At 73.8% G+C, this 13,400-nt stretch carries 12 protein-coding genes; 4 read left to right on the forward strand and 8 right to left on the reverse strand.

The annotated features are described in order from the left end of the window. Window positions 1–42: 42 nt before the first annotated feature. Entirely contained in the window at window positions 43–711 is a 669-nt protein-coding gene (locus ABT160_RS39540; RefSeq protein ID WP_351653436.1) for a TetR/AcrR family transcriptional regulator, read from the reverse strand. A 188-nt stretch (window positions 712–899) separates the two neighbouring features. Here ABT160_RS39540 and ABT160_RS39545 point away from each other — a divergent pair, with 188 nt between their 5' ends. From ABT160_RS39545 to ABT160_RS39565, 4 genes are all read left to right on the forward strand, one after another. After that, window positions 900–1,847, forward strand: coding sequence for an MBL fold metallo-hydrolase (locus ABT160_RS39545; RefSeq protein WP_351653438.1), 948 nt, complete (start codon window positions 900–902; stop codon window positions 1,845–1,847). Window positions 1,848–1,959: 112 nt separating this feature from the next. Next, on the forward strand, window positions 1,960–2,565 hold the full coding sequence (locus ABT160_RS39550) for an isochorismatase family protein (RefSeq protein ID WP_351653458.1): 606 nt from the start codon (window positions 1,960–1,962) through the stop codon (window positions 2,563–2,565). A gap of 393 nt (window positions 2,566–2,958) precedes the next feature. Continuing rightward, the gene (locus tag ABT160_RS47170) at window positions 2,959–4,719 is read left to right on the forward strand and encodes a collagen-like domain-containing protein (protein WP_502984384.1); all 1,761 of its coding nucleotides are present in this window, start codon (window positions 2,959–2,961) and stop codon (window positions 4,717–4,719) included. A 113-nt stretch (window positions 4,720–4,832) separates the two neighbouring features. Continuing rightward, entirely contained in the window at window positions 4,833–5,663 is an 831-nt protein-coding gene (locus tag ABT160_RS39565; protein ID WP_351653439.1) for an ATP-grasp domain-containing protein, read from the forward strand. Here the strand turns inward: ABT160_RS39565 and ABT160_RS39570 are convergent. Genes ABT160_RS39570 through ABT160_RS39600 form a run of 7 tightly spaced genes read right to left on the reverse strand, consistent with a single transcriptional unit; the run spans window position 5,652 to window position 13,258 of the window. Next, the gene (locus ABT160_RS39570) at window positions 5,652–6,857 is read right to left on the reverse strand and encodes an ATP-grasp domain-containing protein (RefSeq protein WP_351653441.1); all 1,206 of its coding nucleotides are present in this window, start codon (window positions 6,855–6,857) and stop codon (window positions 5,652–5,654) included. The two genes, ABT160_RS39565 and ABT160_RS39570, sit on opposite strands and share 12 nt — an antisense overlap. Beyond that, a complete protein-coding gene (locus ABT160_RS39575) occupies window positions 6,854–8,389 on the reverse strand; it encodes an amino acid adenylation domain-containing protein (protein WP_351653443.1) in 1,536 nt (511 codons plus the stop codon). Before ABT160_RS39575 ends, ABT160_RS39570 begins: the two co-directional genes overlap by 4 nt. Continuing rightward, the gene (locus tag ABT160_RS39580) at window positions 8,389–10,086 is read right to left on the reverse strand and encodes an ABC transporter substrate-binding protein (RefSeq protein WP_351653445.1); all 1,698 of its coding nucleotides are present in this window, start codon (window positions 10,084–10,086) and stop codon (window positions 8,389–8,391) included. Before ABT160_RS39580 ends, ABT160_RS39575 begins: the two co-directional genes overlap by 1 nt. Continuing rightward, entirely contained in the window at window positions 10,083–10,598 is a 516-nt protein-coding gene (locus ABT160_RS39585) for a flavin reductase family protein (protein WP_351653447.1), read from the reverse strand. The genes ABT160_RS39580 and ABT160_RS39585 overlap by 4 nt, the downstream gene beginning before the upstream one ends. Continuing rightward, window positions 10,595–11,641 carry a MupA/Atu3671 family FMN-dependent luciferase-like monooxygenase gene (locus ABT160_RS39590; RefSeq protein WP_351653448.1) on the reverse strand — a complete coding sequence of 349 codons (1,047 nt, stop codon included), beginning with the start codon at window positions 11,639–11,641 and terminating at the stop codon, window positions 10,595–10,597. Before ABT160_RS39590 ends, ABT160_RS39585 begins: the two co-directional genes overlap by 4 nt. A 28-nt stretch (window positions 11,642–11,669) precedes the next feature. Further along, window positions 11,670–11,858: an MbtH family protein gene (locus ABT160_RS39595; RefSeq protein ID WP_351653450.1), complete on the reverse strand. Its 189-nt coding sequence runs from the start codon at window positions 11,856–11,858 to the stop codon at window positions 11,670–11,672. Between the two features lie 56 nt (window positions 11,859–11,914). After that, the gene (locus tag ABT160_RS39600) at window positions 11,915–13,258 is read right to left on the reverse strand and encodes an MFS transporter (RefSeq protein ID WP_351653452.1); all 1,344 of its coding nucleotides are present in this window, start codon (window positions 13,256–13,258) and stop codon (window positions 11,915–11,917) included. Window positions 13,259–13,400 lie beyond the last annotated feature (142 nt).

Consider the following 13,400-nt stretch of genomic DNA (forward strand, 5'->3'; position numbering starts at 1 on the left):
GCGGGCCCGCCGGGCGCCCGCCCGTCACGCCCGCAGCGCCCGTCACGCCCGCAGCGCCCGGCCCAGCCGCTCGACCGCGTCCGGGTCCGCCGGCGCCGCGCCCGTGAGGGTGCCCACCAGGGCCTGGGCGAGGACGGTGGCCGCGCCGATGCGGCTGTCCTCGCGCTCGTCGCCCGTGACCTTGCCGATGACCGCGTCCCGTACGGACTGCGAGACGTCGAGGCCGCCGTACAGCTCGGGGAAGGACAGCGCCATCAGGCACACGCCCACGTTGGCCGAGAGGATCGACTGGGCGGCGAGGTCGGGCGTCGTCCGCAGCCGGCCCGCGTCGCGGCAGCGCTCCACCGCCGACAGGAGCAGCGCCTGGGCCTCCTTGATCGCCTGCGGCTTGGACTCCCCGGTCGGGGTGAACATCAGCCGGTACAGGTGCGGGTTGCCCAGGGCGAAGGCGACGTGGCTGTCCCAGGCGGTGCGCAGGTCGGCCACCGGGTCGTCGGTCAGCGGGTTGCGCCGCTTGTTGGCCAGGAAGCGCTCGAAACCGACGTCGGCGACGGCGGTGAGCAGCCCGGCCTTGTCGCCGAACTGGCGGTAGATCTCGGGCATGCCGACCTTGGCCCGGTCGCAGATCGCCCGGGTCGAGATGGCCAGGGCGTCCTTGCTGGCGAGCAGCTCCGCGGTGGCTTCCAGGATGCGCTCTCGTGCCGTTGACATGACTCAACGATAGCAGCGCTAACAAGCCAGGCCCCGGGAATCCGCCGGAAAGTGCCCGGCGGGCGAGGATCGACGTAATCAACGCTTACGAGATGTGTTAGCGTTGCAATCACCTCCTGGGGGCAGGGCCCGCCTCCCAGGTGTCCCGACGCACTCCTCCGTACGACGCAAGAGAGCTGGTGTCACCCATGAGCCGTACGACGTTCCTCCGCGCCGCCACCGCCGCCGTCGCCGTCACCGCGGGCTCGGCCGTCCTGGCCGCCTGTGGCGGCAACGCCTCCGCCGAGGGCGACAAGCCGAAGGCGGACGCGAAGCCGTCCGCCGCCGCGAGCTCCGCGGCCCCGGCCGCCGACAAGAGCGGCATCACCGTCACCCACGTGGGCGGGCCCACCACGATCCTCGAGGTCGGCGGCGCGCGCTTCCTGATCGACCCGACCTTCGACCAGCCGAAGAAGTACAAGAGCGGCCTGGAGAAGATCAAGGCCCCCGCCTTCGGTGCCGACAAGATCGGCAAGATCGACGCCGTACTCCTCTCGCACGACCAGCACGACGACAACCTGGACGACTCTGGCCGCGCGCTGCTGAAGGAGATCCCGGTCGTCTACTCGACCCCCGGCGCCCAGAAGCGCCTCGGCGACCACGTCACCGGCCTCAAGCCGTGGGACGCCAAGGAGCTGAAGACCGCGACCGGCACCGTCAAGGTCACCGCGGTGCCCGCGCTGCACGGCCCGGACGGCGTGGACCGCGGCGCGGACGGCGAGGTCACGGGCTTCGTGCTCAGCGGCGACGGCGTCCCGGTGACGTACGTCTCCGGTGACAACGCCTCCGTCAAGGTCGCCAAGGAGGTCGGTGACCGGGTGAAGAAGGAGATCGGCCCCGTCGACACGGCCGTCCTCTTCGCCGGCGCCGCCCGCACCCCCGCGATCCTGAAGAACGCGCCCCTGACGCTCACCTCGAAGAACGCGGCGCTGGTCGCCAAGGACCTGAACCCGCGCAAGGTCGTCCCGGTCCACACCGACAGCTGGAACATCTACTCCGAGGACCTGCCGTCGCTGGTGGCCGCGTTCAAGGAGCAGGGCATCGCGGACAAGCTCGTGGACGTGCAGCCGGACGGCACGCCCAAGCCGGTCAAGTAGACCACCGAACACACGTGACATCAGGGGCTGTTGACGACTCGACGCGCACCATCCCCACCGCAATCACATGAAGAACCACACGAAGAACCGCATGAAGGAAGAAGGAACCACCATGACCGCCTCCACCACCCTCCGCGACGTCATCGGCCTGCCCAACGAGCTGCCCAGCCTCGCCGACTCGGCCCTGGTCCTCATCGACTACCAGAACACCTACACCACCGGCGTGATGGAGCTCGAGGGCCACGAGGCCGCGCTCGAGGCCGGCGCCCGCCTGCTCGCCGCCGCCCGCGCCGCCGGCGCCCCGGTCGTGCACATCGTCAACGACGGCGGCGAGGGCAGCCCGTACGACATCCGCGCCGAGATCGGCTCCATCCACCCGAAGGTCGCCCCGATCGAGGGCGAGAAGGTCGTCGTCAAGACCTTCCCGGACTCCTTCCACGAGACCGAGCTGCTCCAGACCCTCAAGGACCTGGGCAAGGCCGACGGCGACCTGGTGCTCGCGGGCTTCATGACGCACATGTGCGTGCAGTTCACCGCCCAGGGCGCGTTCCGCCAGGGCTACCGCCCCACCGTCGTCGCCGAGGCCTCCGCCACCCGCTCGCTGCAGGCCCCCGACGGCACCGTCGTCCCGGCCCAGGCGCTGCACGCGGCGGCCCTGACCACGGTCAAGGACCTGTTCGGCACGGTCGCGGAGAAGGTCGAGGACCTGAAGGCCTGACCTTCCGCCGAGCACACCGGTCACACGGAGGCCGCAACCCCCGGGGGGAGGGTTGCGGCCTCCGTGCCGTGCGTGGACGCCGCGCGTGGCCCCGTTCGGAGCAGGCAGCGTGGCCGGACGGGTCCGTGTCTGCTCCGTGTCTGGCGTGTCGTACGCACATTCGGTCCGTCGTCTCGTTTCATCGGCCCTCGACGAGATGATTTTCGGAAAGGCGGACTCGTGAGGGTTTCGAAGGTCTGGGCCTCGCTCTCCGGCCCGGTGCTCGGGGCGGTGTGCCTCGGCCTGACGGTGTCGCTGTGCCCTCCGGCCGCCGCGGCGCAGCAGGAGCGGCCGGTGGAACGGGCGGCGGCAGCGGCGGCGCGCGGGAAGGTGGTGGCGCGCTCCGGGCTGTACGTGCGCAGCGCCCCGACCTCGAACTCGGCGCGGCTCGGCAGCTACGGCTACGGCGCGACGCTGCAGCTCGCGTGCAAGAAGCGCGGCCAGAACGTCTCCGGGAACGCCCTTTGGTACCGCCTTTCGGGGCGCTCGGGCTGGGTGAGCGCGCGGTACGTGCAGAACGAGGGGTACGTGCCGTACTGCGCCGGAGACGGCGCGGGCGCGGCCCCGCCCCCCGGCGCGGGCCGCCCGGGCCCGACGGGACCACGCGGCCCGGTGGGCCCGAGGGGACCGCAGGGTCCTGCGGGTGCCAAGGGCCCGGTGGGCGCGCAGGGGCCGCACGGTCCGGTGGGCCCGCACGGACCGACGGGTCCGAAGGGCCCGACGGGAGCCACGGGCCCGAAGGGCGCGACAGGCGCGACGGGCCCTCACGGCCCCACGGGCACGAAGGGCCCGACGGGCGACAAGGGCCCCGCGGGCAACAGGGGCCCGACGGGTGCGACGGGCGCGGCCGGTCCGACTGGCGCGGCGGGTCCGACGGGTAGCCGGGGTCCGACGGGTGCTGCCGGAGCGGCTGGCGCGACCGGTGCCCAGGGCTCGACGGGTGCGGTTGGCCCGACGGGCGCGACCGGTGCGGCTGGTGCGACGGGTGCTGCTGGTCCGACGGGCACGGCTGGCCCCACGGGGGCCGCTGGGGCTCAGGGCGCGACGGGAGCGCAGGGTCCCACGGGAGCTGCGGGCCCGACGGGTACGGCCGGTGCTCAGGGGCCCACGGGCGACAAGGGCCCGACCGGTGACACGGGTGCCACTGGAGCCACCGGCGCGACGGGTGCGGCCGGCCCCACGGGTACGGCCGGCGCTCAGGGGCCGACGGGTGCGGCGGGTGCCACGGGTGCGGCTGGACCGACAGGCGCCGCAGGTGCTCAGGGCCCGACGGGCGACAAGGGCCCTGACGGTGACCAGGGCGCGACGGGCCCTGACGGTGACCAGGGTGCGACAGGTGCCGCTGGTCCGACCGGCGCCGCGGGTGCCGCGGGCGCCACCGGTGCGCAGGGTCCGACGGGTACGGCTGGACCGACGGGCGCCCAGGGCCCGACCGGCGCTGCTGGCACTGCGGGTGCGACGGGCGCTCAGGGGCCGACGGGCGACAAGGGTCCCGACGGTGACCAGGGTGCGACGGGTGCTGCCGGTGCTGCTGGCCCGACCGGCGCGGCTGGCACTGCGGGTGCGACGGGTGCCCAGGGGCCGACGGGTGACAAGGGCCCGACCGGTGACACGGGTGCCACTGGTGCGACGGGTGCCGCAGGACCGACCGGCACGGCTGGCGCTCCTGGAGCCACGGGTGCTGCGGGCCCGACGGGTACCGCGGGCGCTACGGGCGCGACGGGTGCGCAGGGGCCCACGGGCACCGCCGGTCCCACGGGAACCGCTGGCCCGACGGGTACCGCCGGTGATCAGGGTGCGACGGGTGACAAGGGACCCACCGGTGACAAAGGTCCGACCGGTGACGTCGGTTCTGTCGCTGGACGTGAGGTCGTCAGCCGATCGGTGAACATGCCTGCCAACAGGCCCGACAGCGCCACTGGCGTGTTTGCCCAGTGCCCGAGCGGAAAGATCTTGATCGGTGGTGGATTCAACTACACCCCGGAGAACGCGAACATCAGGGTGATCTCGTCCATCCCGGACGTGAACCTGAACCAGTGGCGGGTGTCCGCGACTAATCCCGGAACCGTGACGGGCTCGCTCAACGCCCACGCGGTCTGCGTGACCGGATCCTGACCCCGGAGGAGGGGCGCGGCGCACCTGCCGGAGCGTCGCGCCCCTCCCGTACGACCGGAACGGGGCCGAATCGCGTGGACGCCACCGGCCCACTGATGGCATCGTCCCCCTCCATGGCCCGACGAGACCTCCTGGCGCTCGCGCCCCAGTACACGCCCACCGCCGAGCTGTTCGCCGCAGCCGCCCGGCGGCGCGGCATGGACGTCGAGGGGCTGGGCGAACAGCCCGACAGCTCCAGGTACTTCGGGCGCACGCACTACTACGGTGGCCCCCACTTCGCCGCCCGCACCGCGCACCGCCTGGGCGTCGCGCTCGTCGAGCCCGAGGACGGCTGGCTGGCCGGGCTCCCGCGTACGTACACCGGGCGCCGCATCACCCTCGGCACCCTCGCGCAGGCGCGCGGGCTCAGTCGGCCCGCCTTCGTGAAGCCGCCCAGGGAGAAGAGCTTCCCGGCGGCCGTGTACGCGGACGGCACTCGGCTGCCCGCAGGAGCGGGCGGGCCCGACGCCCCCGTCCTGATCAGTGAAGTCGTCGACTGGCAGGCCGAGTTCAGGCTGTACGTGCTCGACGGCGAGGTGCGTACGGGCTCCCGCTACCTCACGTACGGCGTCCTCGACCCCGCCCCGCTGGAGGGCGGCGCGTACGAGGCTTCGCTGCGCCGGTTCGTCGCCGACCTCTGGCGCACCCACGGCGACACCCTCCCCGGGGCCGTCGTGCTCGACGTCGGTGTGCTGGGGGGCGCCGACCGCCCCCTTGCCGTCGTCGAGGCCAACATGGCCTGGTTCAGCAACTGTTACGCCTCCGACCCCGACCGCGCTCTGGACGTCGTCCTGCGCGCGGCGGGACCGTACGACCGGCTTCCCGTGCGGGAGCGGAAGTTCTGCCGGAGTCGGGATCGGAGCCAGGGCCACGGGCGGCGCGCCCGTGGTGTCTCACGGGCGTAGTCGTGGCCGTACCGCTCCCACCCGTGTCACCAACTCCTCCAGCTCCTCCGGGGTTTCGCAGTCGAGGAGGGCCCAGGCCAGGCGGTCCGCCGAGGAGTGCGGCGGGGTGACCCGGGTGCCCGGGAGCGTGTCGACGCCGTGGGCCGTCACGCCCGGCAGGGTCGACCACTCCGGCTCCCGTACCGACTCCAGGACCCCCGCGCGGTCGGCGACCACGAAGGCGCTGCCCGTGTAGCGCGGTGCCCTTTCGCGCGGGGTCTCGTACGGTGCGCCGGTGGACAGGGTCAGCGCCTGGGCGAAGACGTCCGACCCGTACGCCAGGGACATCGCCTCCATGCAGTGGTCGCCCGGCGCGCGCACCGCTACCTCCATGATCACCAGGTCGTCCCCCCGGGTGCGGAACTCCACGAACATGATGCCCGTGCGCATCCGGATCGCCGTCGCGACCGCCTGGCCCAGGCCGTCCGCGGCCTTGCCCAGGACCGGGTCGCGGCGCTCGTGGCCGCTGAAGTGCGCCAGCTCCACGAAGTCCGGCGCGCCCGTGGTGAGCTTGCGGGTGAGGCTGCCGAACCGGACCCGGCCGTCGGCGACCAGGCCCTCCCAGGAGTACTCCTGGCCCTCCACGTACTCCTCGACCAGGAGCGTGCCCTCGGCGTCCCTGCGGTCCGCCGCCCGCACCCAGTCCTGCGGCGTGCGGATCAGCTCCACCCCGTCGCTGCCCGCCCTGTTCAGCGGCTTGACCACCACCGGCAGCCGGTCGAGCGCCCACGCCGAGGCGTCGGAGAGGCGGCCGGTCCGCCGGTGCAGGGGTTGCGCCAGGCCCGCCTTGGCGAAGCGGAAGCGCTGCTGGCCCTTGTCGCGCGAGACCGCCGCCGCGTCCAGCCCCGGTCCCGGCAGGCCGTGCCGCTCCTGGGCCATCGCGCCCGCCAGGACGTGGATCTCCGAGGAGGCCAGGACCCCGTCCGGGGCCAGTCGGCGCACCAGCGCCTCGGTGGGACGGATCCACGCGTCGTCGCGGCCCGCGCGCGCCGCGTCGACCTCCTCGGCGTCCACCACGCAGTCGTGGCGGGCGCGCAGCGCGGCGATCCGGTCCGGGGTCTCCACCAGCCCGACCAGGAAGCCGAGTTGGGACGCGGCCCGCAGGTAGCCCTCCGCCATCGGTGCCGCGCCGATCAGTACCACGGTGCGCGTCATCGCTGCCTCCGGTCGGTGAGCAGGGTGCCCAGGGCGCGGCGGTCGGTCTTGCCGTTGGGGTTGAGCGGCAGGGTCTCCAGGTGGGTGAAGCCGCGCGGCACCATGTAGCCCGGCAGGCGGCGCCCGAGGCGGGTGCGCAGGGCCACCGGGTCCTGCTCCGTGCCGGTGTAGACGGCCTCCAGGCCCACCTCGCCCAGGTCGTTGGGCAGCGCGAGGACCACGGCGTCGGCGATCCCGGTCACGGTGCGCAACCCGGCCTCCACCTCGCCCAGTTCGATGCGGTGGCCGCGGATCTTGACCTGCTGGTCGAGGCGGCCGAGGTGGACGAGCGTGTCGCCGTCGCGGGAGACCCGGTCGCCGGTGCGGTAGTACAGCTCGGGTCCTGGCAGCCCCGCGCAGGTGTGCACGGTGGCCCGCTCGCCGTCGAAGTGGACGAACCGGCCCGCGTTGTTGGCGGGTTCGAGGTAGCCGGGGAAGCGCTGCGGTCCGCGGACGCACAGCTCGCCCTCCCGGGCGGGCCGTCCCTCCTCGTCCAGGACCAGGAAGTCCAGGTGCGGATAGGGCGTGCCGATGGGCACGGTGCCGTTGGCGGAGGTGGGCCAGTCCTCGGGGCGGGTCGGCAGCCGGTACTGGGTGCAGGCGACGGTCACCTCGGTGGGTCCGTACAGGTTCTCCAGGACGCTCCGCGGCGCGGCGGACCGCCACGACCGGATCTGCTCCAGGGTCAGCTGCTCGCCGCCGAACAGGCTCCAGCGCAGGCTGGGCATGCCGCCGGGGGTGAGGTCCCGCAGCCGCTCGGCGTACGAGATCACCGAGGGCACGGAGAACCAGTGGGTGACTGCCTTGCGCGCGATGAAGCGGGCGGGGCGCACCAGTTCGCCGCGGGTGGGCACGACGAGGGCGGCCCCGGAGGCCCAGGCGGAGAACATGTCCCAGACCGTCGGGTCGAAGGTCAGGTCGAAGGTCTGCGAGATGCGGCAGTCCGGGCCGAGGTCGTAGCGCGGGATGACGTAGTCGAGCAGCGCGGCGACGTTGCGGTGCAGCACGGGGACGCCCTTGGGCGTGCCGGTGGAGCCGGAGGTGAAGACGATGTACGCGATGTCGTCCGGGCCGGGCAGGTGGACCGGGCCGCCGTCGGCCCAGGCCTCGGCGGGGGGCGCGTCGGCGGCGACCACGGGTACCGGCAGCGCGGTGGTGGGGGAGTCGGTGAGCACCACGTCCAGCTCGGCCAGTTCCACGGTGGTGGCGAGGCGTTCGGGGGAGAAGCCGGGGTTGAGCGGGACGGCGGCGCTGCCGAGCCGGTTGGCCGCGAGGTAGCCGGCGTAGGCGGCGAGGGAGCGGTTGGCCAGCACGCCGACGCGGCGCGGGCGGCGCCCGTCCAGCGCGGTGAGCAGCCGGCCCGCCGTCCGGGCCGCCTCGGCGGAGAGCTGGGCGTACGTGAGGTGCTCGTCGCCCAGTTCGAGGGCGGTCAGGCCGGGGTGGCGGGCGGCGGTGTCGGCGAACCTCTCGTAGAGGCCGGGCCGGTCGGCCATCAGGACCCCTCCTCGACGTACGCGTTGTAGTACACCGGCGTGCCGAGGAAGGACGAGGTGAACACCCCGCGCACCCGCGAGCCGGCCAGGGCCACGTGGAGGTAGGAGAACAGCGGGACCATCGGCACGTGGTCGCGCTGGAGGCGCTCGTCCAGGGCCGCCCAGGGGGCGGCGGACTCGTTGGCGGGCAGCCGTCCCAGGCGTGCGATCTCGGCGTTGACGCCGCGGTCGTCCAGGTACACGAAGTTGTCGTTGCCGCTCTCGCCGATGGTGCGGCCGTCGAACATGCCGAGGAGCGTGGACGCGCCCGGCCAGTCGGCGGCCATGCCCATCAGGTACAGGTCGTATTCGTGCCCCCGGGTCTTGAGGACCGCGTTGTGCGAGGGGCGGTCGATCTCGACGAGCTCGATCTCGAAGCCGGCCCGCTCCAGGCTCGTGGCGAGCACCTTCGCGGGGGCGGTGAAGTACTCGCCCTCCCGGCTGAGCAGCCGCAGCCGGGGCCGGGCGCCCCCGAGCAGCGCGGCGGCGGCCTCCGGGTCGCCGTGCTCGCCTCCCGGGTACGGGTCCGGGTAGTCGCGGTGCCCGATGGTCGCCGACGGCAGCAGGGTGTGCACCAGGACGCCCTGGTCGGCGCCCATGGTGTCGCGGAACCCGGCCTTGTCCACGGCGAGGGCGACCGCGCGGCGCACGTCCACGTCGGTGACCCGGGCGGTGTTGACCGCCAGGTACCAGACCAGCGGGGTGGGGTCGCGGCGCAGCCGGTCCGCGAGCGCGGGGTCGGCGATCAGTTCGGCCGCCACCGAGCTCGGGGCGTTGTTCTCGGCGACGGCCCGGGAGTCGTCGCCCGCGTCGGCCCGCACCCGCAGGTTCTGCTCGCCCGCCTCCAGGCCCATCTCGACCTCGACGCGGTCCGGGTGGTCGTGGCGCACCGGGTCGGTGGCCGCGTCCCAGTGCGGGTTGCGGACCAGGGCGAGCCGCTTGCCGGGGACGTGCTCCTCGATGCGGTACGGGCCGGTGGCGACGGGCGCGCGGTCGTAGTCGGCCCCGGTGTCGGCGTCGCGCGGGACGGGGGCGGTGACCGGCTGGGAGACGGCGAAGGGCAGGTCGGGGTGCGGTTCGCGGAAGCGCAGGACGAGGGTGTAGGGGTCGGGGACCTCCAGGCCGGGGACCTCGTGCGGGAAGCCGTGGGTGTCGCCGGCCGGGCCGGAGGGGGCCGGGGTGTCGCTGCCGCCGGCCCCTTCCGCGTACGGCCCCTCGTAACTCCCGTTCTCGCTCAGCCAGTTGCGCAGGTGCGTCGGGCCGTCGGAGATCTCCGGGGCGAAGCTGCGGGCGATCCCGTACGCGACGTCGGCGGCGGTGACCTCGCGCCCGTCCTCGTACCGCACCCCGCGCTTGAGCGTGAACTCCCAGGTGCGGCCGTCGCCGTCGACGTCGCGGCCCGGGGTCTCGGCGAGGTCGCCGACGAGCACCCGCCCGCCTCTGCCGTCCTCGCGGAACATCGTCAGGGTGCGGAAGAGCAGGTGCCCGATGGCCAGCGACTGGAGCGTGTAGCTGCGCTGCGGGTCCAGGTGGTCGTAGGCGGCGTCGCGCAGCACGTGCAGGGTGCCGCCCCGGCGGGCGCCGGGCTGCTCGGGGGCGGGGCCGCGCGAGGCGGCCGGGTCGAGGGCGACGGCGTCGCCCGGGGTCGGGGCGGTCATGCGGACACCTCCAGGGCGGGGCGGACGGCGGTCAGGAAGCGGCCGCCCGCGAAGAGCAGGGGCTGCTCGGCGTCGAGCGGGCTGAGGGCGCGGACCTCGCCGACGACGATCGAGTGGTCGCCCGCGGCGTGCACGTCGTGCACCGCGCAGTCGAACCAGGCGGACCCGTCGAGCAGGACGGGGTTGCCGGTGGCGGGCCCCGGTGCCCAGGCGTCGTCGGCGAACGCCGCGGCTCCGGCCGGGCGTGCGGGGTCGGCGAACCGGCGGGCGGCGTCCTGCTGCCCGGCGCTGAGCACGGTCACCGCGAACGTGCCGGTGCGCAGCAGGTGTTCGCGTATGCGGGCCCGCTCGCCGACGCAGACCAGGATCAGGCGGGGGTCGAGCGAGACGGTGGTGAACGAGTTCGCGGTCATGCCGAAGGGCCCGTCGTCCGTCCGGGTCGTCACCACGGTGACGCCGGTGGCGAAGCGCGCGGCGGCCCGGCGGAACAACTGGGCGTCGATCTCGCTCATGCCACCGACCGCTTCAGCTCGTCCAGGGAGTCCAGGCCCGCGAGCACCCGGTCGTGCGGGACGCCGAAGTCGATCAGGCAGGCCAGTTCGTCGACGCCGGCCTCGCGGGCCCGCTCGACGACGGCCCGCCCCTGCTCGACCGTGCCGAACAGGCCGCTGGAGTGGTAGTACGTGTCGAAGGAGCGCCGCACCAGGAAGTCGACGTCCGACTCGCGCAGCTTGTCGACGTCGAAGCCCTGCAGGATGCTGCTCGCCGAGCGGGCGATCAGCCGGAAGGAGCTCTTGAGGTACGCGGTGAACGGCTCGCGCACCAGCTCGCGGACCTCCTGCGGGTCCTCGCCCAGGAAGGTGTGCAGCATCAGCGCGACGTGCCCGGGGCGCCCGTCGTGGCCGGGGCGGTCGGCCAGTGCCTTGCGGTACAGGGCGATCTTCTCGGCGAGCTGGTCGAAGTCCTGCCCCAGCAGGTGGGTGAGCACGCCCGCGCCGGCCCGTCCGGCCGCCTCGAAGGTGGCCGGGCCGCCCGCGCTGGTGACCCAGACGGGCAGTTCGGCCTGGACCGGCGGCGGGAAGACCTTCACCTCGGCGGGCTTGCCCGCGCCGTCGGTGACGGCCAGCGGCTCGCCGCGCCACAGCGCGCGCACGGCGTCCAGGGTCTCGATGACGGCGTCCTTGCGGCCCGCGTACCCCTCGGGGCGCAGCGCGAAGTCGACCGCGTTCCAGCCGGAGGCCAGGGAGATCCCGGCGCGGCCTCCCGAGAGGTTGTCGACGACCGACCACTCCTCGGCGATGCGCACCGGGTGGTGGAGCGGGGCGACGATGCTCCCGGCGCGGATGGAGACGTGCTCGGTGACGGCGGCGACGGCGGCGGCGGTGACGGAGGGGTTGGGGTAGAGGCCGCCGAACTCGTGGAAGTGGCGCTCGGGCGTCCACACGGCGCTGAAGCCGTGCGCGTCCGCGAAGCGGGCGCCTTCCAGGAGCAGGTCGTAGCGGCCGCGCGGGCCGCCGGACGCGCCGTCGGCGAAGTAGAACAGGCTGAATTCCATGGGACTGCCTCGGGTTCGCGCGGTGGGGTCAGCGGACGCTGAGCGGGCGGAGGTCGGTCCAGACGGACTCGACGTGGGCCAGGCACTCGGCGCGGGTGCCGCGGTGGCCGGTCTCGGTCCAGCCCGCGGGCACCGGGGTGGCGACGGGCCAGACGGAGTACTGCTCCTCGGCGTTGACGACGACGGTGTGCACGGCCTGGAACTCCTGCTCGGACATGGTGCGTGGGGCCTTTCGGGTGGAAGGTTCGTGAAGTGCGTTGGGGGCGGCGGGAGTTACTCGGCAGCCTGGGCCGCGGTCTTGTCCGCCGCCGGGTCCGCGGCCGGGTCCTCGATCGGGTCGGGGAGCTTGTGCTTGATGCGCACCAGCGAGGACAGCGAGAGCGGGATCAGCGCGAAGCAGAAGCCGAGGGTGGTGATCAGGACGGCGCCGCGCAGGCCGGCGGCCGAGCCGAGGAAGCCGCCCGCGAGGGCGCCGAGCGGGGCGATGCCCATGGCGACGAAGCGGTTGGTGGCGGCGACCCGGCCCTGGAGGCTGTCGGGGGTGACGGACTGACGGATCGTCAGCATCGTGACGTTGTTGGCCACGCCGAAGGAGGAGAAGAGGAAGTTGATGACCATCAGCGAGCCGACCGAGAGCCAGCCGCCGCCGTGCACCGCCGCGATCAGCGGCATCACCAGGTTGGCGACGCAGGCGGTGACGATGATGGTGCGTCCGTAGCCGAAGCGCTTGGGCAGCTTGCCCGCGAACATCGCGCCGATCAGGAAGCCGGGCCCCATCGCGGCCATCACCAGGCCGATCTCACCGGCCGAGAGGCCGAGCGTGTGCGGCATGTACTGCACGAACACGACCTCGAACGCGGTGAAGGACAGGTTGAAGACCGACGCCATGATCGTCATGGTGCGCAGCTGCTCGTTGCGGAAGACCAGCACCAGGCCGTCCTTGACCTGCTTGAGCGTCCCGCCCGCACCGGTCGCCCCGGACGGCTCGACGTGCTCGCGGTGGCGGATCAGCCAGATGTTGACCACCGAGACCAGGTACGAGACGGAGGCCGCGAGCACCGCGACGGGCGCGGTCAGCCACTGCACCAGCACACCGCCGAGCGCGGGCCCGCCGATCGTGGCCGCCGACTGGCTGCTGCCCAGCGCCGAGTTGCCCGCCGCCAGGTCCTCCCGCTCCACCAGGCGCGGCAGGTAGGCCTGCGCGGCCACGTCGAACAGCACGGTGCAGCAGCCCGCCAGGAACCCCAGCAGGTACAGCCAGCTGATGCCCAGCTCGTGCATCCAGTACAGCACCGGCACCGCACCGAGCAGCAGCGCCCGGCCCAGGTCGGCGGCGGCCATCAGGTTGCGCCGGTACATCCGGTCCACCAGCACCCCGGCGAACAGCGACACCAGCAGGTACGGCAGGCGGATGAACGACGACAGCAGGCCGACCTGCTCCGAGCTGGCGGCCAGCGCCAGGACCGCGGTCAGCGGCAGCGCGAAGTCGCTGATCTGCGCGGCGAACTGGGACGCGGTCTGGCCCAGCCACAGCTTGGTGAAGTCGGCGTTGCGCCACACGCTGGGGCGTGGCGCCGGGCTGCCGTCCGCCGGCGTCTCGGTGGTGGCAGTGGACATGAGGGGGCTCCTGGGTGGGGTCGGGGTCGGGGGGGGGCGGCGGGCGGAGGGGGCCCCGCCCGGCGGGGGGCGGGGGGGGGGGGGGCGACACAGGGCGGGGTGCAGAGGGGGGGCCCCCCGCCCCGGCCACCCCACGCGCCGC

It is taken from the genome of Streptomyces sp. NPDC001941 (assembly GCF_040296945.1).
Taxonomy (GTDB): Bacteria; Actinomycetota; Actinomycetes; order Streptomycetales; family Streptomycetaceae; genus Streptomyces.

What these genes read in the sequence shown, in the direction of transcription:
- ABT160_RS39540 (WP_351653436.1), bottom strand. Translation starts at nt 711, where the DNA reads ATGTCAACGGCACGAGAGCGCATCCTGGAAGCCACCGCGGAGCTGCTC.
- ABT160_RS39545 (WP_351653438.1), top strand. Translation starts at nt 900, where the DNA reads ATGAGCCGTACGACGTTCCTCCGCGCCGCCACCGCCGCCGTCGCCGTC.
- ABT160_RS39550 (WP_351653458.1), top strand. Translation starts at nt 1,960, where the DNA reads ATGACCGCCTCCACCACCCTCCGCGACGTCATCGGCCTGCCCAACGAG.
- ABT160_RS39565 (WP_351653439.1), top strand. Translation starts at nt 4,833, where the DNA reads ATGGCCCGACGAGACCTCCTGGCGCTCGCGCCCCAGTACACGCCCACC.
- ABT160_RS39570 (WP_351653441.1), bottom strand. Translation starts at nt 6,857, where the DNA reads ATGACGCGCACCGTGGTACTGATCGGCGCGGCACCGATGGCGGAGGGC.
- ABT160_RS39575 (WP_351653443.1), bottom strand. Translation starts at nt 8,389, where the DNA reads ATGGCCGACCGGCCCGGCCTCTACGAGAGGTTCGCCGACACCGCCGCC.
- ABT160_RS39580 (WP_351653445.1), bottom strand. Translation starts at nt 10,086, where the DNA reads ATGACCGCCCCGACCCCGGGCGACGCCGTCGCCCTCGACCCGGCCGCC.
- ABT160_RS39585 (WP_351653447.1), bottom strand. Translation starts at nt 10,598, where the DNA reads ATGAGCGAGATCGACGCCCAGTTGTTCCGCCGGGCCGCCGCGCGCTTC.
- ABT160_RS39590 (WP_351653448.1), bottom strand. Translation starts at nt 11,641, where the DNA reads ATGGAATTCAGCCTGTTCTACTTCGCCGACGGCGCGTCCGGCGGCCCG.
- ABT160_RS39595 (WP_351653450.1), bottom strand. Translation starts at nt 11,858, where the DNA reads ATGTCCGAGCAGGAGTTCCAGGCCGTGCACACCGTCGTCGTCAACGCC.
- ABT160_RS39600 (WP_351653452.1), bottom strand. Translation starts at nt 13,258, where the DNA reads ATGTCCACTGCCACCACCGAGACGCCGGCGGACGGCAGCCCGGCGCCA.